This is a genomic window from Bacillus pretiosus (genome assembly GCF_051294775.1).
Taxonomy (GTDB): domain Bacteria; phylum Bacillota; class Bacilli; order Bacillales; family Bacillaceae_G; genus Bacillus_A; species Bacillus_A wiedmannii.
The window spans coordinates 1,361,610-1,386,808 of record NZ_JBPPHF010000001.1 but is presented as its reverse complement, the minus strand read 5'-3'; the positions used below and the strand labels follow the sequence as shown (position 1 = coordinate 1,386,808).

Sequence of the window (25,199 nt, the reverse complement as noted above, 5' to 3'; positions counted from 1 at the left end):
GAATGAACATTCATTCTGGTAAAGGTAGTTTAATAGAGTTTAAAAAATAATGTAATAGAATGATAGGAATGAACGTTCATTCCGAAAAAAGCATCTTTTAAAAGGATAGGAATGAATATTCATTCCCTTTTAATTTTCAAAACGGGAGTTGATTAAAATGAGTAAGCTGAAAAATTGGAGAAGTTTATCTTTTCTATTATGGATAGTTATTACTATTACAATGATCGTAACGATGCCTAATATGGATAAATTAGTGAAAGAAAAAGGGCACATTACGATTCCTAATACAGAACAAAGTAGTATTGCTGACAAGATGATAAAAGAAATGGATAAAGACGGGACTGAAAAGTATGAAATTATAGCTGTTTTTAATAGTGGAAGTAAAACAGCTTTAACAACTGAACAAAAAGAGGAAATAATAAAAACAATCAATGCTTTACAAAATGAAAAAGTGAAATTAGGAATTAAGGAAGTTGTTTCACATTTAGATAATAAAGATTTGGAAAAACAGTTGATATCTAAAGACAATACGACCATTTTAACGCAAATCTCTGTAAATAAAAAAAATGGTGAAATATCAAAAGTTGCAAATGGGCTTCATAAAAAAGTGCAAACGAAAGGGGTAAAAACGTACTTAACAGGAAGTGATTTAATAGCGGGTGATTTTCTTACTTCCTCTCAAGAGGGAGTGAAGAAGACAGAAGTTATTTCTATCATTTTCATTCTAGTTGTATTAATCATTGTATTTCGTTCACCAATTGTTCCGATTGTTTCCCTTCTTACTGTTGGTGTATCATATTTAGTTTCAATGGGGATTATTGCCCATTTAGTAGAACAATTTAATTTTCCGTTTTCTAACTTTACACAAGTGTTTGTAGTCGTTGTCCTGTTTGGGGTTGGAACAGACTATAACATTTTATTATATACAAGATTTAAAGAAGAATTAAGTAAACAAGAAAATGCATTTTTGGCTACGAAAGAAACGTTTAAATCAGCAGGGAAAACCGTTTTATATAGCGGGATAGCAGTACTAATTGGTTTTGCATCTCTTGCTTTAGCGAGTTTTAAATTATATCAATCTACTTCAGCCGTAGCAATTGGTGTAGCAGTATTATTACTCGTATTAACTACGTTAAATCCATTTTTTATGGTGCTTTTAGGAAAAGGAATGTTTTACCCAGTTAAAACATTTAAAGGTCATGAGGATAGTCGTTTATGGGGATTTCTTGCGAAAAACTCAGTAGTAAGACCGTTCGCAGCTTTAATCATCGTATTTGTGATATCGATTCCTTTCGTAATGAAATACTCTAACACACTAAATTACAATGATTTATTTGAAGTAGATAATAAATATGAGTCGAAAATGGGGATTAACGTAATAGAAGAGCATTTTCCACCAGGTTTTTCTTCACCAAGTACGTTAGTCATTCAATCGGATAACAAGTTAGATGAGGCGAGTTCGTTGCAAACTTTAGACGAACTAACTAATAAGATTTTGAAAGTGAAAGGTGTTTCAGAAGTATATGCACCGACACGTCCAACTGGGGATAAGATAAAAGAATTATATATAAATAAACAAGCGGGAGAACTAAATACAGGATTAGGAGATGCCAATGGTGGCATAAAAGAAATCAATGATGGTTTAACGGATGCTAAAAATAAAATGGGTGGTAATGAGTCAGACGGCCTCGCAAATGTTCAAAAGTTAATTGATGGAACGAACGAGGCGAAAAATGGTGTATCGGCTTTAGGAACAGCGTTGAATCAATTATCGAATGGAATAAACAATGGAGCACAAGGTGCGCAGCAAATTGAGAGTGGATTAACTTCAGTAAATGAAAATATAAATGTTCTATCTAATGCAACGTCACAACTTCATGCTGGTTATTCGCAGTTAGAAAAAGGTTTAAGTTCTTACGATCAATACTTCGGAAGTATTTCTCAAGCGATTGATGGTGCGAAAAAAGGCTATGAACAAATTGAAATATTAATGACCAATTTCATTCAAACGAAACCAGAATTAGCAAATGATCCGAACATACTGCAAACGATAGGGATTGCTAAGGAGGCTCAAAAGCAATTAGGTGGGCTTTCAAATGAATTAAACCAATTAGCAACGCAGCACAAAGCGGCGATGGGTTCATTTAAAGAAGCAAATCAATCATTATCGAAAGTGGATAACGGCTTAAAAGAAATGAGCGATGGAGTTACTAAGTTACAAAAAGGAGCAGCTGATCTTAAAAATGGATTAAATGAAGGTGCTTCAGGCTCAAAACAAATTGCGAACAAGTCATCTGAGTTACAAACCGGATTAACAAAAATAAATGATGGGCAAGGCCAGTTATTAACCGGGCTGAAAGACTTGCAAGAACAGATGGGGCAATTACAATCAGGATTATCTAAAAGTACAGAAGGGCTTGAAAAGGTAAGTAACGGTCTAGGAGATGCTCAAAAATATTTAGGAGAACTAAATGAATCAAAAAGCTCTGCGAAATTTTATATACCAAAAGAAGTTTTAGAGGGGGAAGATTTCCAAAAAGCATTGAATACGTACATGTCACAAGATAGAAAGACTGCTAAAATGACAATCATTTTAGACGTAAATCCATATTCAAAAGAAGCGATGCCAATCATTGAAGAAATTAATAAAACGATAGACGGTACGTTAAATGGTACAGAATTAAAATCGGCGAAAAAAGCAATCGGCGGCACAACAGCTAGAAACGTTGATTTAAAAGAAGTAACAGGCCAAGATTTCTTACGTACAGCTACAATTATGTTAATTGGAATTGCGATTGTATTAATCATTATTACACGGTCATTTTTAAATACAATCTTTATTATTGGATCTTTAATATTAGCTTATTTTGCATCACTTGGCATAAGTGAACAAATTAGTACACACGTATTAAACGTAGAGTCATTAAGCTGGAATGTGCCATTCTTTAGTTTTATTATGATTGTCGCTTTAGGTGTGGATTATAGTATTTTTGTAATGATGCGATACAATGAGTTAGAAGGGGATCCCGCAACGAAAATTGTAAATGCATCTCGTCACATAGGAGGAGTTGTATTATCAGCGGCACTTATTTTAGGCGGAACATTTGCTGCATTAATCCCTTCAGGTGTATTGACGCTTATACAAGTAGCATCTGTTGTTGGTGTTGCACTGTTACTACTAGCTATCATTGTGATGCCAATATTACTACCTGCTTTAATAGGATTAACGAGTAAAATGAAGAATTATACGAAGAAATTAAGTAAAAGAAAATAAGAAGAATCCCCTTTTAAAAGGGGATTTTTCTTATTTAATAAACTTTTCCATCACGTCTTTATATTTTGCAAACTTTTCATCTTTCATTTCGCCATTTATTTGTATAGGAAGTGAGCGATAAACATTATGCTCCAATTATAAATATTTTGTTCGAAATAACTCCTCTTTAAATTGTGAAATTTGCTTCTATATAATATTGTTTCGTTAAAAAACAAACATTTTATTCAAGGTAGAAAAGGGATGAATAGCAATCAACCGTTGCTATTCATCCATCTTCTACTATATAATAGCTATAGTCTACAATAATTGAGTCGTAATATGCGATTTTTTAAGACAATCGGTGAGAAAACGCTGAAATAAGCGGTATTAGTAGGAGGAAACAAATGATTACAGTAAGTAACGTTAGTTTGCGTTTCGCGGATCGCAAATTGTTTGAAGATGTTAACATAAAATTCACGCCAGGTAACTGCTACGGTTTAATCGGAGCAAACGGTGCGGGTAAATCAACATTTCTAAAGATTTTATCTGGAGAAATCGAACAATCAACAGGTGATATACATATTACGCCAGGTGAGCGTCTAGCAGTGTTAAAACAGAACCACTTCGAATATGAAGAGTTCCCAGTATTAGAAACAGTAATTATGGGTCACACGCAACTTTACAAAGTAATGCAAGAGAAAAATGCCATTTACATGAAAGAAGACTTTAGTGATGAAGATGGTATGCGTGCTGCTGAACTTGAAGGTGAGTTCGCTGAGCTTAACGGTTGGGAAGCAGAATCAGAAGCTGCAATCCTTCTTAAAGGTTTAGGTATTGGTGAAGATGTTCATGATAAGAAATTGTCAGAATTAACTGGGGCAGAGAAAGTAAAAGTATTACTTGCTCAAGCATTATTCGGTAAACCTGACATTCTATTACTAGATGAGCCTACCAACCACTTGGACTTAAAAGCGATTCAATGGTTAGAAAACTTCTTAATGAACTTTGAAAATACAGTAATCGTTGTATCCCATGACCGTCACTTCTTAAATAAAGTTTGTACGCACATGGCTGATCTTGATTTCGGTAAAATTCAACTTTATGTTGGTAACTATGACTTCTGGTATGAGTCAAGCCAATTAGCTTTAAAATTAACACAAGATGCTAATAAGAAAAAAGAAGAGAAAGTAAAAGAGTTACAAAACTTCATTGCACGCTTTAGCTCAAACGCATCTAAAGCGAAACAAGCAACTTCTCGTAAAAAATTATTAGATAAAATTACATTAGATGATATTAGACCATCATCACGTCGTTACCCATTTGTTGGCTTTACACCTGAGCGTGAAATAGGAAATGACTTATTAACTGTTGAAGGTCTTTCTAAAACAATTGATGGTGAAAAAGTGTTAGATAATGTGTACTTCACTTTAAATAAAGGTGATAAAGTTGCATTTATCGGTCGTAACGATATTGCGATGACAACATTATTTAAAATCCTTATGGGTGAAATGGAGCCAGATAGCGGTTCATTCAAATGGGGCGTTACAACATCTCAATCTTACTTCCCAAGAGATAACTCTAAATACTTTGAGAATAGTGACTCCAACTTAGTTGATTGGTTACGCCAATTCTCTCCACAAGATGAGTCAGAAAGCTTCTTACGTGGTTTCTTAGGCCGTATGTTATTCTCAGGTGAAGAAGTTAAGAAGAAAGTTTCTGTATTATCTGGAGGCGAAAAAGTTCGTTGTATGCTATCTAAAATGATGTTAAGTGGTGCGAACGTAATCACACTTGACGATCCAACGAACCACTTAGACCTTGAGTCTATCACTGCATTAAACAACGGTTTAATCGCATTTAAAGGTACAATGTTATTCACATCTCATGACCATCAGTTTGTACAAACAATTGCAAACCGCATTATCGAAGTAACGCCAAACGGTGTAATCGATAAAGAGGCTACTTACGATGAGTTCTTAGAAAATGAAGAACTTCAAAAACAAGTAGAAGCAATGTACAAAGGTCAATAATAAATGATGAAAAACCTCGCTCTCTTTATGAGAGCGAGGTTTTTTTATAATCTTTTATTTTATGAATTGTGAATAATTATACAGAAATAACTTTAGAGAAGAAAAGACCTTTTGATGTTACATATAGAGAAAGGACTGTATTAAGAATAAACTTGAAATATATGAAGGAATTTAATATACACCGAAAAAAACAAATACTATCTATTGTGAATTTCACTATATTACATTAATGTTCCAGAACTGGAGACATATTTATTTGCGAAGCAGTAAATAAAGGTTTATAGTATGTGGAGTCATAATTAGTGGATGAGACTTGGGAGAAAACAGAAAATGTTACAAATTTATTTTATTAAATAGAAACCAAGGTCAAAATGTCTAGAAAGAAATAGTTGAATAAATACTAGCTTCAAATTATAATTACTAATATTCTTCATTTAGTTAAACAAACAAAATCTATTTGAAGATAAAAAATTGAATAGAGACAGACTTATAAAAAATAAGCCTTGGATGATCAAAAGAGGTGGAGAGATGAAGCAATTACTATTAAAGAGTAAGCGAGTGTTAAGCAATCACTTTGGATTTTTCGTGTTTGCCATTATTTTATTCTGGTTAAAAACATACGCAGCATATGTGACAGAATTTAATTTAGGGATATCCAACACAATCCAAAAGTTTTTACTGTTTTTCAACCCGTTAAGCTCAGCAGTTTTATTTTTAGGGCTCGCATTATTTGCAAAGGGGAAACGTGCTTACATTTGGTTAATTGTTATTAATTTGTTAATGTCTATACTGTTATACGCAAACGTAGTATATTATCGCTTTTTCAGTGACTTTATTACGTTCCCGACATTAACACAAACGAATAACTTTGGAGATTTAGGTGGTAGTATTTTTGCATTGCTACACGCATATGATCCACTATATTTCTTAGATACAATCATTTTAATCGTTTTAGTTGCAACAAAATTTGCAAACCCAAAACCAATTCGTGTTGCGAAACATAAAGTATCACTAGTATTTGTAGCAGGTATTTTATTATTCAGCATTAACTTAGGTCTTGCAGAATCCGATCGTCCTGAATTATTAACAAGAACATTTGACCGCAATTACATTGTGAAATATTTAGGGGCATACAACTATACGATTTATGATGGCATTCAAAGTGCGAAAGCATCAACAGAACGAGCGTTAGCTGATGGAGATAATATGACAGAGGTTAGAAATTATCTTGCATCAACATATGCAAGTCCAAATCCTGAGTACTTCGGTAAAGGAAAAGGAATGAACGTAATTTATATTCATTTAGAGTCATTCCAAAACTTTTTAATTGATTATAAATTAAACGGGCAAGAAGTTACACCGTTCTTAAATTCATTTACAAAAGATGCGAATACGCTATACTTTGATAACTTCTTCCATCAAACAGGACAAGGTAAAACATCTGATGCTGAGTTCATGCTAGAAAACTCAATGTATGGGTTACCACAAGGATCTGTTTTTACAAATAAAGCTCATAACACGTATCAATCAGCACCAGCTATTTTAGGTCAACAAGGATACACATCAGCTGTATTCCATGGTAATTACAAAACGTTCTGGAACCGTGATGATATTTATAAATCATTTGGTTTCAATAAATTTTTTGATGCGTCATACTATGATATGAATGAAAAAGATGTAGTAAACTATGGATTAAAAGATAAACCGTTCTTTAACGAATCAATTCCGTTATTACAAACATTGAAACAACCGTTCTATACGAAGTTCATTACGTTATCGAACCATTTCCCTTATCCAATTGATAAAGCGGAAGCAACAATTGAACCAGCGACTACAGGTGATTCATCAGTAGATACGTACTTCCAAACAGCACGTTATTTAGATGAGTCTGTAAAAGGATTTTTGGATTACTTGAAACAATCTGGTTTATACGATAACTCAATTATCGTTATGTACGGTGATCATTACGGTATTTCAGATAACCATGGCGCAGCAATGTCTCAAGTAATGGGTAAAGAAATGAACTCATTTGAAAATGCACAATTGCAACGTGTGCCATTAATCATTCGTGTCCCAGGAATGAAGGGCGGCGTACAACATCAATACGGCGGAGAAATTGATGTTCTGCCGACACTATTACACTTACTAGGTACAGATACGAAAAATTATGTCCAGTTCGGATCAGATTTATTATCACCAGAGCATAAACAAGTCGTTCCATTCCGTAACGGTAACTACGTAAGTCCAACAGTGACTGCACTAAACGGCAAATACTATGATACAGCGACTGGTAACGCTGTTGAATTAACAGACGAAATAAAACAAAATGAACAAATGGTTCAAAAATCACTAAAATACTCTGACCAAGTCGTAAACGGAGACTTATTACGATTCTACACACCGGAAGGTTTTACACCAGTAGATCGTTCGAAGTACAACTATAACCATCGTGATAAAAATAAAACGAAGGTAAAGACGACTGAAGACGGGGAAACGAAATAAATATTAAAGAGCGCTACTCATTTGAGTAGCGCTTTTGTTTGTACATATAACGTTGTCATTATATAGAATTATCTTTCGTTTTTTGTTTTTTGTTTCATCTTTCCAAAGAATACTACACCGGCAATGATAATAATGATAAATGCCCATTTTATGAAAGGATTACTTTCGAAAAATCCAGCGAACCATTTCTCATCTACAATCATTTTCGCAGCAGTATAAGCTAAAACAGCTGCTCCAATCGTAATGATGACAGGGAATCTATCGACCCATTTTAAAATTAAGGTACTGCCCCATACTACTACTGGAATAGATACTAATAGTCCAATGATTACTAAAGAAAAATTACCATGCGCAGCTCCTGCAACAGCGAGAACATTATCAATTCCCATTAATGCATCAGCTATAATAATGGTTTTAATAGCAGACCAAAATCCTTCTTCTGCCTTAATATCATGATCTTTACCTTCAGCAATTAATTTGTAAGCGATCCATATAAGGAGTACACCACCAATTAGAAGTAGCCCTGGTATTTTTAATAACCAAACGACAACTAAAGTAGCGAGGGCTCTAATCGCGATTGCCCCGATAGTTCCCCAAATAATAACTTTCTTTTGCTGATCTTTCGGTAATCGCCTTGCTGCTAACCCAATTACAATGGCATTATCACCGGCTAACACTAAATCAATTACAATGATGGCAAGTAAGGCAGACAAATATTCGGTTGAAAGAAAATCCATATACACATCACTCCTTAAGAGTAATATGTGCTAAAGTGTTGATAATATAAAAAATAGGATTGAATTTGTATACTCAATCCATAATTTCTTACTGTATTTTGATATATATGTTTTAATTCCGTATAAGTCGCTTTTGCAATTTTTTTGCTTGTCGTTTCTTTTTCTTAATTTTCGATTCATCTTTTTGATACGATTTTCTTTTCTATTATCCCAGTTATCACTTCTGATTTCATTAATAGATTTATCTTCCTTAGCACGAAAACGTCTGATTTTTTTACAAAGGAAAGGGGGATTTTGCCGATAACACCTTGTTTTTCTAATGAGGCCTCTTTACCTTTATACCAATCAGGATGAGATAATAAATAGTCGAAGTCGAATATTAATCTGTACTCTTCATCCATAAAAGTAAACCAGTCTTTTAATGTTCGTTTATTTGTTTGATGAAAATACATAGAGCTAGCAGTCATGGCACAACACCAGTAACTAATATCACTCCATAGTACCCATTCATTCGGCACATCAAGTGTTAAAATTACCATTTTTGAATTTTCTCTACCCCAGGCTTTAGCATTTCGATCTGGATAATTATTTGCTTCCCAGACCCAAATAGGATAGTTACCTTGGTAGTGGGGTAATCTTTTTTTAGCTACACGTACCATCCAATTGTATGAGTATATAAAATCGGGATCGATGTTTTCTTTACTTCCTTCTAAATAACCAAGTTTTTTAAATTGTTTCCATGCTGTTTCAGTTTGAACTGTATATACTATCATGTGACACCTACTCATTTAAACTAGCCTATAGTATAACATGAAATGTTTTTAAGTTAAATTAATGTGATTCTTAATTTCTATTCATATAAGGGGAGGAGGGAGTTGAATTGAATATACGAGAAGTAATACCCAATGCGATAAAAAAAGACTCAATAACCTACTAGAGGAAATCAAGTCTTTTTCATTACATACGATTATCGTGCCAGAAGTTTAATGGGAAGTGTTCGTTCTCACTATAACTTTCTAATTCATATCCTTTTTCTTTCAGCCCTTTAATAATTCCAGGTACTGCTTTAACGGATTGTGGATGAATGTCGTGCATAAGAATAACTTCTGTCGGTTTGTTAGCACCATTTAGAACGTTTTCGACAATTTTAGCTGATGCAGCGTCAACAGGCATTTTGTTATATTTCCAGTCTAAAGAATCAATTGTCCAATCCCAAACTTTCAAGCCATTTTCTACAACTTTGTTACGAAGAGCTTCGTTTAATCCTGGCATTGAACCGTAAGATGGACGAGTTAATACTGGTGATTTACCTAGAACGCCAGCGATTAAGCCTTGGTCTTCCTTCATTTCATCTACGTAATGACCTTCTGTGTAAAGTTTCTTGTAGTTATGAGTCATACTGTGCATCCCAACATAGTGGCCTTCAGCATCTTCACGTTTTACAAGATCAGGGAATGCTTTTACGTTTGAACCAATTAGGAAAAATGTTGCTTTTGCATTTTCTCTCTTTAACATATCTAAAAGCTCAGCTGTGTATTTTCCAGGACCATCATCAAATGTTAAATAAGCTACTTTTCTAACTTGCCCATTATATTGTTTTGGAGCTTCTTTCGGTGCAAGAGATGATTGAATTTCACTTACAAGTTGAACAGATTTTGCTTCATCCTCTGTACTTGCTAGAGCAATATGTGCTGATCCTAAAGCTGCTTCGTATGTAAATAATACCCCCGCGCAAATCAACATAGCCCTTTTTACTAAAGTTGTCATTCGAATTCCATTGTGCATAATTTTCCTTCTCTCTATAAAAGTTCTACTCTACTATATTAGCAATTATAGGGAGGTAATTGCAAAAAAACTTTTTTACAAGTGCAAAAAAGTTTGTTCAAAAATATGCAAGATTTTGTATCAATTGCAGTCTTGAATAAACAGGGTGATTTGAATGTTTATTATGAAAATTTTCAGGAATTAAATTTGGTTCTTCTAATAATGATGTAGGTGGTTTTTAGGAGAATCGATATCAAAATGAAAGGGGACTAATCATACTTTCGTAGCATTTCATTTTCATTCCAATTATTGATTCGAATATTTTTGTTTTCTATTAAAATATTGGTATAGAAAAAATTAAATTTTAGTCTGGGGAACATTGGATATTATCGGAAGAACTATTTATTTCATCTCAATATTTACATAACTACTTTTATATGAATTTAGTACTAAAGTCCTACTATTTATAAACTAATAGGTCTTTCAACTTAGGTAGTTCTCACACTAATGAGGGATATGAAAGGAAATATATGTAACTTATAATAATTACTATAAAGCTTTGGAAAATGAAAAGGAGGAGATTTGCATGAAGAATTGGGTTCAATTTAGAATGGCAAGACCAACAGATAAATTTGAAGAAGTTATAAGTTTTTATGAGACGGGGTTAGGATTAAAGCGTATAGGAGAATTTCACAATCATGAAGGATATGATGGAGTTATGTTTGGATTACCGGATGCCGAGTATCATTTGGAGTTTACAACGCATGTTAATGGAAGTCCATGTCCGGCACCGACAAAAGATAATTTACTAGTTTTTTATATGCCTAATAAAAATGAAATTGAAAAAGTAGTGAATCGATTAAGTAATATGGGCTATCATGAGGTAGAACCAGAAAATCCGTATTGGATAGAGAAAGGGACCACAATAGAGGACCCAGATGGTTGGAGAATTGTACTTATGAACACATTTGAATAAAGAAGCTCTTTTTGTATGAAATAGCACGTTTTTATAATGAAACTGGTATGAAAATAGGGACGTCTGCGGCAGCGAATTTATTAGCTGCTAAACAAATTGGAAAAGAAAAAGGTGCGAATTTTAATGTAGTTACAGTTTTTCCGGACGCAGTGTCTATAGAAGAGTGGTCAGATGTAAAGAGCTTACAACAAATATAGAGAAAATCGAATAAATAAAAGTTCTTTCATATTCTATTTCTTATACTTTGGAAAATTGATGAAATGAAAACCTGTATATGTAAAATGTACAGGTTTTTCGTGGTTGTGTTAGTTATCTGTAGAAACTTTAAAATTTCACGTACCGTATTTAAAGAAATAAATATAGGAAAACCAAAAAGTAATGTAGAATATATCGTACATACATATATGAAGTCAACATAAAAGATAAAGAGGTGGGCATATGTTACTTGAAGAAGTAATGCAGCAACTAGAGAAATATGGAACAGAACAAAATCGTAAAACGTATAAAAACCACGGAGCGAAAGAGCCACTATTCGGAGTTAGTTTTGCCAATTTAAAATTGTTAAAAAATAAGATAAAAAAAGATCCTGATTTAGCAATTTCATTATGGAAAACAAAAAATATGGATGCAATGACTTTAGCAACAATGATTTTAGAACCAAAGAAAGTTACGACAGAACAGCTAAACAAATGGGTACAGGAAGTTGATTATTATTGTTTAATGGACGTTTTGATGACGGCTATTTGTACGTCGCCAATCGCGATAGAAAGAATGGAAGAATGGACAAAGTCTGATGATGAATGGATTGGAAGAGCAGGATGGTCTCTATTAGCAAATATAGCGATTAAAAATAAAACGTTACATGATGAATTCTTCACTCCGTATCTAGAAGAGATTAAAGCAAATATACATAATGAAAAAAATAGAAAAAAAGAAGCGATGAATAGTGCTTTAATCGCGATAGGAATTCGTAATGAAGACTTAGAGAGAAAAGCGATTGAAATTGCACGTGAAATTGGGAAAGTACAAGTTGATCATGGGGCAACGTCATGCAAAACACCAGACGCAGAACCGTATATACAAAAGGCGAGAGAAAGAGCTGAAAAAAAGAAAGTGAAATAAGAAAAGGGGAACGGTTATGAAACCAATGGAAGCAGCACAAAGCATAATTACATCACAATTTCCGAATTGTGATGTAGCTTTACTGGGAGGAAGCGTTGCAAGAGGTGAAGCGACAAAAACATCTGATTTGGATATTGTAATAATAGATCGTAGTTTGTCATCTTGTTATAGAGAATCTTTCTATAGTAATGGATGGCCCGTTGAGGTATTTGTACATAATTTTGAAACGATAAAATCCTTTTTTAAAATGGATTGTGACCGAGGGAGACCTTCGTTGCCACAATTAGTTGCAGAGGGAATTGTATTAAAAGGGGAAAATGAAATTATAGAGGAATTAAAAAAAGAAGCGAATGATTTACTAAATAAAGGACCAGCAAAATGGACTGAAGAAATGATGAAGCAGAAGCGGTATTTTATTACAGATACTTTGGATGATTTTATTGGTGCATCAAAAAGAGAAGAAGAGTTGTTTATCGCAAATTTATTAGCTGATTTATTACATGAATATGTATTAAGAGTAAATGGGAAATGGCTTGGAAGTTCAAAATGGTTTATAAGGGTACTTAGAAAATATGATGAACAATATGCAGATCAATTTGTAGCGGCGTTCGATCATTTTTATACAACGGGAGAGAAAAGAAACTTAATTACTTTCGTAGAACAAACGCTACAACAGTATGGAGGAAGAATGTTCGAAGGGTTTTCTATAGGAAAATAAAAAGGGGATAGCATAATGAATGTACCAATCGTTCAATTAAGAGAACTGACACTAGATGATGTAGAAGAGCGATATCAATGGTCATTAGATAAAGAAGTGACAAATCATTTAGTTGTACCGGATCAATATCCACCGTTCACTCGTGAAGATACGAAAAAGTGGATTAAAGCATGTATAAATCGAAAAAATGGTTATGAACAAAGAGCTATCACTACAGAAAACGGCATACATATTGGGTGGGTAGATCTTAAAAACTTTGATAAAACAAATAAAAATGCAGAACTGGGAATCGTAATTGGTAATAAAGAGTATTGGGGTAAAGGATATGGATTAGCAGCCCTATATAGAATGTTACATGTGGGATTCTTTGAATTTGAATTAGAAAAAGTTTGGCTACGTGTAGATGAAGATAATTTTCAAGCTAGAAAGAGTTATGAAAAGGCTGGTTTTGTTTGTGAAGGATTAATGAGAAATGATCGATTACGTCAAGGAAAGTTCATTCATCGTTATCGTTATAGTATGTTAAGAGAAGAATACGAATCTATAAATAGTAGTTTATAAAAATATTATGTTAACTTAAAGGAGCTGGAGAAATATGATTCGATTACTTACGAAAGAAGATGCAAAACAATATTGGGAGTTACGTTTACAGGCATTACAAGTAAATCCAGAGGCATTTGTAACAACTTATGAAGAGGCGATTCGTCAAGAAAATCCTATTAAGCGAGTGGAAAATAATTTAACAGCTACTACTAGCTGTACATTCGGTGCTTTTAATGAAAAGAATCAATTAGTTGGAGTGGTTACTTTACTAACAGAAGAGAAAGAGGCGTATAAACATAAAGGTCATATCGTTGCGATGTATGTAGATGCAAGCAATCGAAGAAGTGGTCTTGCACGTGAGCTAATACGTAAGGCAATTGAAAGAGCAATAGAAATGAGCTTAGAACAATTGAACTTAGGTGTTGTATCTACAAACGAACCAGCAAAAAAATTGTATGAATCAATGGGCTTTAAAACGTATGGGATTGAAAAGAGAGCTATAAAGATGAATGGTGTGTATAGTGATGATGAACATATGGTCTTGTTCTTTTAATAGAGGGAGTTTAGTATGAAAGATCTCCATTTAGAAAAAAATATGAACCCGCAAGTAGCGATTTTGTATGCGACGGTTACGGATACATTTAAACGATTGCAAAAGTTAGTAGAAGGTACTGATGTGAAAGAACTGTCCTTCAAAAGGTCAGAAAATAATGAAAACAGTATTGGGCAATTACTTCAGCATTTAGCAATAGTCGATTTACACTGGGTGTACCGTTTAAAAGGAGAGGAAGTTCCACCGACACTTGAAAATAAATATGGACCAATGTTGAATGAAATGGGAGGATTGCCTAGTTTAAGAAAGTATAAATTACAAGAATTAATGCAAGATTATGAAGCGGTGCAGCATATGTTTTATGAGGAGTGTATGAAACTAACAGAAAATGATTTAACAAGGGAAGTTTATTATGAGAAGGGAGAAACTGCGACTATAAGGTGGGGAATATGGCATATAGCCGATCATAATCGGTACCATCAAGCTCATATTAGTCAGTTAAGAAAACTATATAGAGCTAGAATAGATGTGAGATAAAGATTTCGAATTTTAATTATATTTAATTTGTTGTATAGTATAAGAAGAAACTAAACAAGGGGTTTTATAATGAAAGCTATTGCAGTAGGGATATTGGCATCATTTTTCTTTGCCTTTACCTTTGTTTTAAACCGGGCGATGGACTTAGAAGGTGGAAGCTGGATTTGGAGTGCTTCACTACGGTACTACTTTATGGTTCCAATGCTTTTACTTATTGTCATGTATAGAGGGAACTTAAAGCAACTCTTTCAATATATGAAAAATAATCCGAAAGAATGGTTAGTGTGGAGTATCGTTGGATTTGGTCTCTTCTATGCACCACTTAGTTTTGCCGGAGCTTTTGGACCTGGTTGGCTTGTTGCATCAACTTGGCAAATTACGATTGTCGCAGGAATTTTGTTAACACCATTTTTTGCAGTAGATCCATTACATAAAAAACTTCCAATGAAGGAATTAGTTATGTCTGGGGTTATTTTATGCGGTGTTGTACTCATGCAAGTAGAACATGCTTCTTCATTAGGAATTCGAGAAACCGTTTTATGTGTAGTTCCTGTACTCATTGCAGCGTTTGCGTATCCTCTTGGAAATCGAAAAATGATGCAAGTTTGTAAAGGTGAATTAGACGTATTCCAGCGAGTTCTCGGTATGACATTAGCAAGTTTACCATTTTGGTTTTTACTATCTGGTTATGAAGTATCAACAGGCGGATTACCGTCAAGTAGCCAAGTTTTCCAATGTTTTATTGTAGCAGTTAGTTCTGGTTTAATCGCGACAGTACTATTCTTCTTTGCGACAGATCTTGTAAAAGATGATCCACAAAAACTAGCAACAGTAGAAGCAACACAGTCCGGTGAAGTTTTATTTGCGCTAGTAGGAGAGCTTATCTTACTATCTGCGCCAATTCCGTCATCTTTATCTTGGATCGGAATGAGTCTTGTTATTGTCGGAATGATACTACATAGTTATGTAGCGGTCGTTGTGAAAAAAGAAGAAAAAATAACAGCGTAATGAGATTAGCTCTTTTTATAAAGAGCTAGTCTTTTTTCATAGAAAGGGATGGAAGTATGAATTTACAGCGTGTTGAACAAATTGAAAATGATTTAATTTTACATGTACTACAGTATGCAGTTGGGCCAAGTGAAACTAGCTTAGAGAAAGCAGTTTTATTTTATGAAAGGAATAAAGGCACTTTGCATAGATTTGAAGAAAAGGCTTGCATAGGTATTGAAATAATCGGAACAAATAAAGCGAGAATATGCCACATAGCAGTCGTCCCGCAATACCGTCATAAAGGAATTGCGTTGCAAATGATAAAGGAAGTATTAAGAATGCATCAATTGACGTATCTCGAGGCTGAGACAGACGATGAGGCAGTAGAATTTTATAAAAAAATTGGTTTTCAAGTTAAAAGTTTAGGAGAAAAATATCCAGGAATTGAAAGGTTTCATTGTTACATGGAAAAATAGTATAAAAATATGCAAATGTGCATTTTAGGTATAGTTTGAAAAAAGTAAGATTTACATTATATAATAAAGGTATCTGGAAAAATATAGATAAAAGAAATTAGGTGTATAACACATGAGAATGGATAAAAGTAAATTTATAAAAATTGCTACTTCAATAGGGGTATCATCTTTTTTATTAACTGGATGTGGCGATTATGAAGAAGATACTGCTCAACAAGAAAGTACTGCTGTTAAAACGGATGGTGGAAAACAAGGAAATGAACAAGAAAATTTACATTGTGATGATAAAACTCCTACCAATGAAAATGTAGAAAATGATGAGTTATGCAAGGAAATTAATCCATCGTTTTCATCGTATAATGAAAACTCACATTTACCGATACTGCCATTCGTAGCGGGATATTTATTAGCAAGCAGAACTTCAAATATGAATTATTCAGCAAAACCCAATGTAATGAAAAAAACGTATGCAAATAATATTATTCCATATCGTGAAAAAGACCAAAGTAGAACTGGTGGCAGCGGTGGTGGAGGATACTACGGTGGAACTAACAGTAACAACAATAATTCTTCCAATAAAGTAGATTTAAACAAACAACAGCCCAATTCCTCAAATAAGGTGACGCCAGATACAAATACGCCGAAATCATCTACTACTCAAACGCCGAAAGTGAATTCTGGTTCAAGTGGAATTGGAAACGCAAAAGCGCCAGCCGGATCATAACACGAAAGGATAATAGGATCATGTATACAGAACAAGAGCAGAAAGAGTATATGAAAGTATGGTTTTCACTTGCGGAAGAGGCTGGTCGGAATGGTTTTACATGGCCGAGTCTATTAGAAAATGAAGAATGGAATCAATATATGGCAACAGGTATGTATCGTATGCCAGTAAAAACTTATACTGCTATTTCAAAAGCGACAGAGGAAGTTATGTACGTGTTATATAGAACGTATCAATATATTGTCAATACAACAGAAGATTTTCAAAAACTAGGATTTCCAGCTGAAACGTGGGAAATTGCGAGAATGAAACATATTGGTTTGTTTTCATATTTTACAAGGTTTGACTTTATCGTAAATGGTGAAGATATAAAGTTAATAGAAGTAAATTGTGACACACCAACAGGTTATTTAGAGCCGTCTGTCGCAAATGAAGTGTTATGCCGTTATCACGACGTGAATCACCCAAATCATATAGAAGAGCATATTGTGCAGGCGTGGGAACAAATTAAACATGACTATAATATAGGTCCTGAAGAGACGATATATTTTACTAGTTATGATTGGCACGATGAAGATCATCAAACAGTTCAATTTTTAAGAAGCTATTGCTTAGATCAATCAACAGACTATATAGGAATACAAGATATCGTCGTTACAGATGATGGTATATATACGCCAAGTGGCGAACGAATCCATTATTTATATAGACTATATCCAATTGAATATTTAGTTTCAGATACCGATAAAAATGGGAAAAGAATTGGACTTCAGCTTTTAGATCATATAGCGCAAGGAAGACTGAAAATTATTAATCCACCTGCTGCTTTTCTTATGCAAAATAAAAGTGTACTCGCATTAATTTGGCGACTGTTCGAAGAGGGAGTTTTCTTTGAGAAAGAAGAGCGAGAAATCATTCAGAACTACTTCTTACCAACATATTTTACAAATAAACCGTTTATAGAAAGAAATGAATCATATGTTTCTAAACCTTTATACGGCCGTGAAGGCGGAGGAGTATCTATATACGAAAATGATGAACTATTGGCTGAAGATAAAACAAAGTATTACTTTGAACAACGGAAAATATATCAGCAATACATAGAAATGCCTGACTATACAATTGACACATGGGATGGTCCGTATACTGGTAAACTATTAATTGGTTCACACTGTATTAGCGGGAGAGCCGCAGGGTTATTTTTACGTGTAGGCGAGAAAATAACGGGAAACTTATCGATGTTTACAGGGGTTACAATTGAAGGGTAAATGAAACGGAAGAGCTTATCAGTTGTGATGGGCTCTTTCGTTTATATATAGTGTTTGTATTGTTTTGACGTATCACTTTTATTTTTCTTCATACTGAAAAAACGTATGTAATTAAGCAAATTAGTTCAAATAGTAGAAAAGAGAATAAAGTTTTTTTATTTATCTGCTATTGTTATTTGAGATCGATATATTGTCATTTGATTATTATGCATGTGAATATATAACCTTTTTTTGAAGTGACAGAAATGATTAAGTTAAAAATTAAGAAAAATATGATAATATATGTATGTATTAGTTTTAAAAAATGGGGGAACAATCGTGAAAATGAATGACATAGTGGCAAGTACACAATTGCCAAATACAATCAAAACAATTACAAATGATTTAAGAGAATTAGGGTTAGAAAAAGGAATGACGGTTATTGTGCATTCTTCGCTCAGTTCTATTGGCTGGGTATCTGGCGGAGCCGTTGCGGTAGTAGAGGCGTTAATGAAAGTTATTACGGAAGAGGGAACAATTATTATGCCAACTCAATCTTCGGATTTATCTGATCCGAAACATTGGTCAAGACCACCTGTACCTGAAGAATGGTGGCAAATTATTCGAGATAACGTCCCGGCGTTTGAGCCACATATAACACCAACAAGGGCAATGGGAAAAGTAGTTGAATGTTTTCGTACATATCCGAATGTAGTACGTAGCAACCATCCATTAGGAAGTTTTGCTGCATGGGGAAAACATGCAGAAGAAATAACGATGAATCAGTCGTTATCAATTAGTTTAGGAGAGGAATCTCCATTACGAAAAATATACGATTTAGATGGATACATATTATTAATTGGTGTTGGATATGATTCCAATACGTCTGTACATTTATCTGAAGTACGTACTGGTGCATGTGAGTTAATAAAAGTAGGGGCACCAATTATAGAGAATGGTGAAAGAGTATGGAAAGAGTTTGTTGATATGGATTACGATTCTGATAAGTTTGTAGAAATCGGTGTAGAGTTTGAGCGAAAAGGAACTGTAACAAATGGAAAAATAGGAAATGCAACGTGCCGTCTTATGAAGCAACGAGATATAGTTGACTTTGGAACAGAATGGTTTCGTAAGAAAAATCAGTAAGGGATGGTTACAATGAAGGGGAAAAAGGTATTAATTACGAGTGGTGGTTGTTTAGAAAAATGGGACCAAGTGCGTGGTCATACGAATATGGCAAAAGGAACAATTGGTAGAATAATCGCTGAAGAGTTTATAAGTAAAGGAGCACATGTTATATATTTACACGGTTATTTCGCTGAGAAACCGAACGATGTAAACAATCAATTAGAATTACACCCATTTGAAGGAATTGTTGATTTACAAGATAAAATGAAAAGTATAATTACACATGAAAAAGTCGATGCGGTCATTATGGCAGCGGCTGGATCAGATTGGGTTGTAGACAAAATTTGTGATCAAGATGGTAATGTTCTTGATATGAATGGGAAAATTTCAAGTGATATAGCGCCAATTATTCATTTTCAAAAGGCTCCAAAAGTTTTAAAGCAAATAAAAGAGTGGGATCCAGAAACCGTACTCGTTGGCTTTAAACTTGAAAGTGATGTAAATGAAGAAGAATTGTTTGAAAGAGCGAAAAATAGAATGAAAGAATCTAAGGCAAATGTAATGATTGCAAATTCACCACATTCTTTATATTCACGTGGAGCGGTGCACTACGTAATTGGACAGGACGGTAAAGGGAAGTTATGTAATGGGAAAGATGAAACGGCGAAAGAAATTGTCAAAAGGTTAGAAGTACTATGTAATCACATTACTGCTTTATAATTTTAAGTATTTGGATAAGAGTGAATCCGCATAGTATATATAGGTAAGCGAAACTTTAATTTATGGGAATTTTACTTTTACACAAACGTTAACCATTCAAGATGGATACATAAAATAATTGGTGAGGAGTGGATTCTATGGAACATTTATTAAAGCAAGCGATTAAACTAAGAAATGAAAAGAAATATGCGCAATCTAGAGAGATACTAATGGGGTTAACCAATTTTACGCGGGATGCAGAAGTGCTTTTTCAATGTGCCTGGATACATGATGTAATGGGACTTGAAACAGACGCTGTGCCGTATTATGAACAGGCAATTGCAAATGGTCTTGATGGTGAGTCACTTTGCGGTGCATATATCGGTCTTGGAAGTACATATCGTTGTATAGGTGAGTATGACAAAGCAATTACAGTTTTAGAAACAGGTTTGCAGCAGTTTCCGGATAATGCCGTGATAAAAGTATTTTTATCATTAGCAAAATATAACGTTAACGATCATGAATCCGCGATGAAATTATTACTTGAAACGGTTATAAAAGTAGACGAAGTTAAAGAATTTGAACGTGCGATTACATTTTATAAAGATCATTTAAACGAGGTTTTTAAATAGAGGAGTGAACGTATGAATGCCACACTATCACGAAGGCGAAAAGGCATTTGGATTGGACTCGTATCTTTCATCTTGTTATCAAACTATTTATTGTATGCCCTTCCGATTGTACCAGCCGCTCCGAAAGAAGTAGTGCTTGGTTCTTTGTTAGATTGTATGTTTGTAATTCCGATTATTACATATTTCTTTATTATTCAAAAAAGATACTCGCTAACGTATATATTTCCTGTCGTAATAGCTGGATATATATTTGCGAGATTTATTATTCCAAGTGACTATTTACAAGCTTTTTCAAACGTTTCTTATATTATAGTTGCGGGAGAAATTGCTTTTGTAGGTCTAGAACTATTCCTGTTGTATAAAATCGTTAAAGTGCTTCCTAATACAATCAAAAGATATAAAGAATATAGAAGAGAGTATTCTTCATTTTCTTATGCGATTGATGCAGCGTTTGATGCTACTATGAAAAGAAATAAATTAGTAGATATCATTGTAACAGAGTGTAAGTTAATCTATTATGCATTTTTATCGTGGCATATAAAAGTACCGGAAGGTGAATCCGTATTCTCATATCACAAAAAGACCGGTGCAATAGGTGTATATATCATGATCATTCATGCGACCATAATAGAAAGTATTGGTTTTCATTATTTACTTCATCAATGGAATCCAGTAGTAGCATGGATTCTACTTATTTTAAACGCATACGCAATGTTTTATTTTTTAGCTGAAATACAAGCAATGCGTAAAAATCCAATTATTGTTACAGAAGAACGAGTAATCATTCAAATCGGATTAGGAAAGAAAATTGTTATACCATTTACACAAATTGATAAAATTGCGTTTTATAAAGGCAAACCTTTAAAGAAAGAAGAAGAGAAAGAGGTTCTTGACGCAACTATGATGGAATTTATAAAGGAACCTCCAATATTTGAAATAACGCTAAAAAAGCCAGTGAAAGCACAATTGTTATATGGATTTTCTAAAACAGTAAGTCGTGTTCACTTAAATGTTGATGAGGAACGGAAATTTTATGATATGGTTACGGAAAAGTTGAAACATGAATAATACTATTGGAGTTCCTTCTAATTTAGAAGGGGCTTTTTTGTGGAGTAGAAAATGAGATTATATGGATTTTATCTTTAAAAACAAGAAACAAATTAACTGAACGCTTTCTTAGTGGAAATATAAAGGGATATAATGAAAGAACTAAAATAAAAGGGGAAATAAAAAATGAGTTGCTTACGTACGTCAGACATTGAAATTATTGAAAGAAAAATCCGATATGATGGTACAACTATAGATCATGCTTGTTTACTAATAGAAGCGCAGCAGGACAAAATTATTTTATATCATGAAATACAGTATTCTTTTACAATGACAGCAAACGATAAGAAGTTAACAATCCCGAAAGGAAGTTATACAGTTGCATATTACTGGGGAAATCGTCCATATAATTTATACGTTTGGAGAGATCAGGATGGGGGGTATCTAGGTTCGTATTTTAATATTGTAAAGAATACATGTATAACGGATGAAGTGGTATCCTTTGAAGATTTAATCCTTGATATTATGATACTTCCAAGTGGAGAATTTTTTATATTGGATGAGGATGAATTACCTGAGTCGTTAGAACAATTTGAAGACGGGTATGTAGAAAAGGCACTTCATACAGTCAAAAACATAATTCAAGAGTCACTTCCAAAAATCATTTTAGAAACTGCTACTCTTTATAAAAAAATAAATATCGTTCATTAAAACCTAGTTGACTTATCGGAAATATTTGTATAATATGTAGTTAATTCTATAACGTATTGCTGATTGGAGAAACCAAAGGCATTTTATCTATTGATAAAATGCCTTTGGTTTTTTTATTATACAACTGCTGAATCTATTCATTTAAATGAATCATTTCAAGGAGGGGAAGAAGTGACTGTTTCAATTGATGGGGTATCAAAATATTTTTCGAAACAAACTGGTACGGTTCAAGTATTAGAAGATATTAATTTTCAATTAGAGAAAGGTGATTTTGTCACTGTAATCGGACCGAGTGGTTGTGGGAAAAGTACGCTTTTGAAAATTGTTGCGGGGTTAGATAACGAATTTGAAGGTGAAGTTATCATCGATGGGGAGCAAATTGTAAAACCGAGTAAAAAACAAGGTTTTATTTTTCAAGAACATCGTTTATTTCCGTGGTTAACAGTGGAAGAAAATATTGCTGCAGATCTGTCGTTAAAAGATAAGTATGTAAAAGACAAGGTAAAGGAATGGGTTGAAATCGTTCGATTGGATGGTTTTGAAAAATCATATCCGAAAGAAATTTCAGGCGGAATGTCACAACGTGTTGCGATTGCGAGGGCTTTATTAAGAGATCCGAATGTATTATTACTTGATGAACCATTTGGGGCACTGGATGCTTTTACTCGAAGTCATTTGCAAGAAGTGCTGCTGAACATTTGGGAACAAAAGAAAACGACAATGATATTTGTTACTCATGATATAGACGAGGCGATATATCTTTCAAACCGAATTATCATCATGAGTGCAAAGCCTGGGAAAATACATAAAGTTATTGAAAATAGTTTGCCCTATCCGCGAAATAAAACTTCTCAATCGTTCCAACAACTTCGAACGAAGGTGCTACATCAGTTTGAACACAGGGGACTGATTCAAACAAGTATATAGGAAAAGGGTGGATTATATATGTATAAAAAATGTAAGGTTCTTTCTTTTGCATTAGTTATATCTTTATTTTTATTAGGATGTGAAAAAAACACTGCAAGTAGTAAGAAAGAAGAGGTAACAATACAAATTGGTATACAGCAAGGATTAAGCCCGCTCTTACTGGCACAGAAAAAAGGGTGGTTTGAAGAAGAGTTAAAAAAAGAAGGAGTTAAGGTGAAATGGACAGAGTTTCAAAGCGGACCTCCTTATTTTGAGGCAATCGCATCAAATCGGTTGGATTTTGGTGAAGTGGGGAACTCCCCAGTTATTTCAGCGCAAGCTGCAGGTATTGAATTTACTGAAATTGCTAATACAAGTTATGCGAGAAAGGGAACAGGGATTCTTGTACAAAAAGATAGCAAGATTACGAGTGTAAAAGATTTAACAGGTAAAAAAATTGCAGTAGCAAAAGGAAGTAGCGCATTTAATTTATTATATCGAGCATTAGAAAAAGAAGGTATAAATGCGAAAGATGTAAATGTCATTCAACTGCAACCAGATGAAGCGCAGCCGGCATTTGAATCCGGATCAGTAGATGCATGGGCCATTTGGGATCCATTCATTTCACTACATACGTTAAATAAAGGGGCAAAGGTTATTGCAGATGGTGAACGATTAAATGTTTCTTCACCAGAGTTTTTAATTGCGAGAACAAAATTTGCGAAGGAACATCCAGAATTAGTTGAGAAATTCCTTAAAGTTTATGAAAAAGCACGTGTATGGCAAGAGTCAAACTTAGATGAAGCGATAAAAATATATACTTCTGCAAAGAAGATAGATGAAGAAATTGTAAAAGAAGTGTTTGATCACGACAAACCAATTTTAGTTCCGGTAACGAAAGAAATAATAGCGGAACAGCAAAAGACAGCGGATTTTCAATATAAGCTCGGCTCTATAAAGAAAGAAATCAAAACAGATAAAGTTGTAGATAATTCTTTCGTAGAAAAAGCATTAAAGGCGGAATGAAAAGAGGTTTTGTAAATTGGAGAATACGAAAGCTGTTATGAAAAGGGCGAGTATAGCGATTGGCAAAAACAATGTAAAGAAAGTACGAAAGACGAATGTAAAAGTGCTAGTAAGAGCGATTACTATACCGATTATCGTATTAATTATTTGGCAGTTAGCCGGCGTATTCGATTTAGTTTCTAAAACAGTTTTACCAACGCCATTAGATATATTACTAGCTTTTCAAGAACTTATAAAAACAGGGGAGTTATTCGGTCATTTAAGTATTAGTGTATTTAGGGCTGCGGCTGGTTTCTTTATCGGCGGGAGTTTAGGAATTATTTTAGGAACGATTGTTGGATTTTCAACGAGAAGTGAGCAATATTTAGATCCATCTGTACAAATGTTAAGAACTGTACCTCATTTAGCTGTTGCGCCACTTTTCGTATTATGGTTCGGTTTTGGAGAAACATCGAAAGTATTATTAATTGCGGACGGTGCATTTTTTCCTCTATACGTAAACGCGTTTTTAGGGATACGAGGTGTAGATTCAAAGTTATTCGATGTTGCCAGAGTGTTAGAGTTTAGTAAAAGAAAATTAATTACAAAATTAATTTTACCAGCAGCATTGCCGAACCTATTACTCGGAGCAAGATTATCATTAGGAGTTGCATGGGTGAGTTTAGTAGTAGCAGAACTTATGGGGTCTACAGAAGGTATCGGCTATATGATTATGGATGCAAGGCAATTTTCAAATACAGATATCGTATTTGTCGGCATTATTATTTTTGCATTCGTTGGAAAGTTTTCTGATTCACTCGTACGTTTACTAGAAGTGAAGTTTTTAAGATGGCGAGATAATTTTAAAGGAGAGACAGGGAATTAACATATAAAGTGAA

General features: G+C 33.9%; 23 protein-coding genes and 2 pseudogenes. 22 read left to right on the top strand and 3 right to left on the bottom strand.

What is annotated here, in order from left to right:
- Positions 1-157 precede the first annotated feature (157 nt).
- The 3 genes from ACSG5Z_RS06955 to ltaS all read left to right on the top strand — a co-directional run bounded on the left by ACSG5Z_RS06955 (position 158) and on the right by ltaS (position 7,785).
- Positions 158-3,274 (top strand): MMPL family transporter, encoded by a 3,117-nt coding sequence (locus tag ACSG5Z_RS06955; RefSeq protein ID WP_435711160.1) that lies wholly within the window; start codon positions 158-160, stop codon positions 3,272-3,274.
- Between the two features lie 383 nt (positions 3,275-3,657).
- The gene (locus tag ACSG5Z_RS06950; protein ID WP_000633870.1) at positions 3,658-5,283 is read left to right on the top strand and encodes an ABC-F family ATP-binding cassette domain-containing protein; all 1,626 of its coding nucleotides are present in this window, start codon (positions 3,658-3,660) and stop codon (positions 5,281-5,283) included.
- Positions 5,284-5,811: 528 nt separating this feature from the next.
- Positions 5,812-7,785 carry a lipoteichoic acid synthase gene (ltaS, locus tag ACSG5Z_RS06945; protein WP_060487155.1) on the top strand — a complete coding sequence of 658 codons (1,974 nt, stop codon included), beginning with the start codon at positions 5,812-5,814 and terminating at the stop codon, positions 7,783-7,785.
- Between the two features lie 68 nt (positions 7,786-7,853).
- On the opposite strand, the gene ACSG5Z_RS06940 is transcribed toward ltaS, so the two are convergent.
- The 3 genes and pseudogenes from ACSG5Z_RS06940 to ACSG5Z_RS06930 all read right to left on the bottom strand — a co-directional run bounded on the left by ACSG5Z_RS06940 (position 7,854) and on the right by ACSG5Z_RS06930 (position 10,307).
- Entirely contained in the window at positions 7,854-8,522 is a 669-nt protein-coding gene (locus tag ACSG5Z_RS06940; protein WP_060487154.1) for a TerC family protein, read from the bottom strand.
- 112 nt (positions 8,523-8,634) lie between these two features.
- A pseudogene (locus ACSG5Z_RS06935) lies at positions 8,635-9,295 on the bottom strand (DUF3841 domain-containing protein).
- Positions 9,296-9,479: 184 nt separating this feature from the next.
- Positions 9,480-10,307 carry a peptidoglycan-N-acetylglucosamine deacetylase gene (locus ACSG5Z_RS06930; protein WP_060487153.1) on the bottom strand — a complete coding sequence of 276 codons (828 nt, stop codon included), beginning with the start codon at positions 10,305-10,307 and terminating at the stop codon, positions 9,480-9,482.
- 565 nt (positions 10,308-10,872) lie between these two features.
- On the opposite strand from ACSG5Z_RS06930, the gene ACSG5Z_RS06925 reads away from it, so the two are divergent.
- The 19 genes and pseudogenes from ACSG5Z_RS06925 (at position 10,873) to ACSG5Z_RS06835 (ending at position 25,186) form a co-directional block, all read left to right on the top strand.
- Positions 10,873-11,262, top strand: coding sequence for a VOC family protein (locus ACSG5Z_RS06925; protein ID WP_262749317.1), 390 nt, complete (start codon positions 10,873-10,875; stop codon positions 11,260-11,262).
- A gap of 11 nt (positions 11,263-11,273) precedes the next feature.
- Positions 11,274-11,459: pseudogene (locus ACSG5Z_RS06920) on the top strand (cysteine synthase family protein); the annotation flags it as partial.
- A 241-nt stretch (positions 11,460-11,700) separates the two neighbouring features.
- Positions 11,701-12,384, top strand: a complete 684-nt coding sequence (locus tag ACSG5Z_RS06915; protein ID WP_435711159.1) for a DNA alkylation repair protein — start codon at positions 11,701-11,703, stop codon at positions 12,382-12,384.
- Positions 12,385-12,400: 16 nt separating this feature from the next.
- Complete coding sequence (locus ACSG5Z_RS06910; protein ID WP_435711158.1) at positions 12,401-13,102, top strand: nucleotidyltransferase domain-containing protein; 702 nt, start codon at positions 12,401-12,403, stop codon at positions 13,100-13,102.
- Between the two features lie 15 nt (positions 13,103-13,117).
- Positions 13,118-13,663 carry a GNAT family N-acetyltransferase gene (locus ACSG5Z_RS06905; protein WP_435711157.1) on the top strand — a complete coding sequence of 182 codons (546 nt, stop codon included), beginning with the start codon at positions 13,118-13,120 and terminating at the stop codon, positions 13,661-13,663.
- A 34-nt stretch (positions 13,664-13,697) separates the two neighbouring features.
- Positions 13,698-14,198, top strand: a complete 501-nt coding sequence (locus tag ACSG5Z_RS06900; protein WP_087983777.1) for a GNAT family N-acetyltransferase — start codon at positions 13,698-13,700, stop codon at positions 14,196-14,198.
- Between the two features lie 15 nt (positions 14,199-14,213).
- Complete coding sequence (locus tag ACSG5Z_RS06895; protein ID WP_435711156.1) at positions 14,214-14,735, top strand: DinB family protein; 522 nt, start codon at positions 14,214-14,216, stop codon at positions 14,733-14,735.
- Positions 14,736-14,804: 69 nt separating this feature from the next.
- A complete protein-coding gene (locus tag ACSG5Z_RS06890) occupies positions 14,805-15,743 on the top strand; it encodes a DMT family transporter (RefSeq protein ID WP_000643669.1) in 939 nt (312 codons plus the stop codon).
- Between the two features lie 56 nt (positions 15,744-15,799).
- Positions 15,800-16,201: a GNAT family N-acetyltransferase gene (locus ACSG5Z_RS06885; protein WP_097857734.1), complete on the top strand. Its 402-nt coding sequence runs from the start codon at positions 15,800-15,802 to the stop codon at positions 16,199-16,201.
- 112 nt (positions 16,202-16,313) lie between these two features.
- Complete coding sequence (locus tag ACSG5Z_RS06880; protein WP_435711155.1) at positions 16,314-16,925, top strand: hypothetical protein; 612 nt, start codon at positions 16,314-16,316, stop codon at positions 16,923-16,925.
- 20 nt (positions 16,926-16,945) lie between these two features.
- On the top strand, positions 16,946-18,193 hold the full coding sequence (locus ACSG5Z_RS06875) for a glutathionylspermidine synthase family protein (protein WP_435711154.1): 1,248 nt from the start codon (positions 16,946-16,948) through the stop codon (positions 18,191-18,193).
- A 324-nt stretch (positions 18,194-18,517) separates the two neighbouring features.
- Entirely contained in the window at positions 18,518-19,318 is an 801-nt protein-coding gene (gene aacC / locus ACSG5Z_RS06870; protein ID WP_133058558.1) for a BA2930 family N-acetyltransferase, read from the top strand.
- Between the two features lie 12 nt (positions 19,319-19,330).
- The gene (locus ACSG5Z_RS06865; RefSeq protein ID WP_075307534.1) at positions 19,331-20,020 is read left to right on the top strand and encodes a phosphopantothenoylcysteine decarboxylase domain-containing protein; all 690 of its coding nucleotides are present in this window, start codon (positions 19,331-19,333) and stop codon (positions 20,018-20,020) included.
- Between the two features lie 137 nt (positions 20,021-20,157).
- Positions 20,158-20,631, top strand: a complete 474-nt coding sequence (locus ACSG5Z_RS06860) for a tetratricopeptide repeat protein (RefSeq protein WP_435711153.1) — start codon at positions 20,158-20,160, stop codon at positions 20,629-20,631.
- A gap of 12 nt (positions 20,632-20,643) precedes the next feature.
- A complete protein-coding gene (locus ACSG5Z_RS06855; protein WP_435711152.1) occupies positions 20,644-21,699 on the top strand; it encodes a hypothetical protein in 1,056 nt (351 codons plus the stop codon).
- Positions 21,700-21,864: 165 nt separating this feature from the next.
- On the top strand, positions 21,865-22,389 hold the full coding sequence (locus ACSG5Z_RS06850; protein WP_106101950.1) for a ribonuclease FAU-1 family protein: 525 nt from the start codon (positions 21,865-21,867) through the stop codon (positions 22,387-22,389).
- A 171-nt stretch (positions 22,390-22,560) separates the two neighbouring features.
- Positions 22,561-23,316, top strand: a complete 756-nt coding sequence (locus ACSG5Z_RS06845) for an ABC transporter ATP-binding protein (protein WP_435711151.1) — start codon at positions 22,561-22,563, stop codon at positions 23,314-23,316.
- Between the two features lie 18 nt (positions 23,317-23,334).
- Entirely contained in the window at positions 23,335-24,321 is a 987-nt protein-coding gene (locus ACSG5Z_RS06840) for an aliphatic sulfonate ABC transporter substrate-binding protein (protein WP_098148229.1), read from the top strand.
- Positions 24,322-24,337: 16 nt separating this feature from the next.
- Positions 24,338-25,186: an ABC transporter permease gene (locus ACSG5Z_RS06835; protein ID WP_087983788.1), complete on the top strand. Its 849-nt coding sequence runs from the start codon at positions 24,338-24,340 to the stop codon at positions 25,184-25,186.
- Positions 25,187-25,199 lie beyond the last annotated feature (13 nt).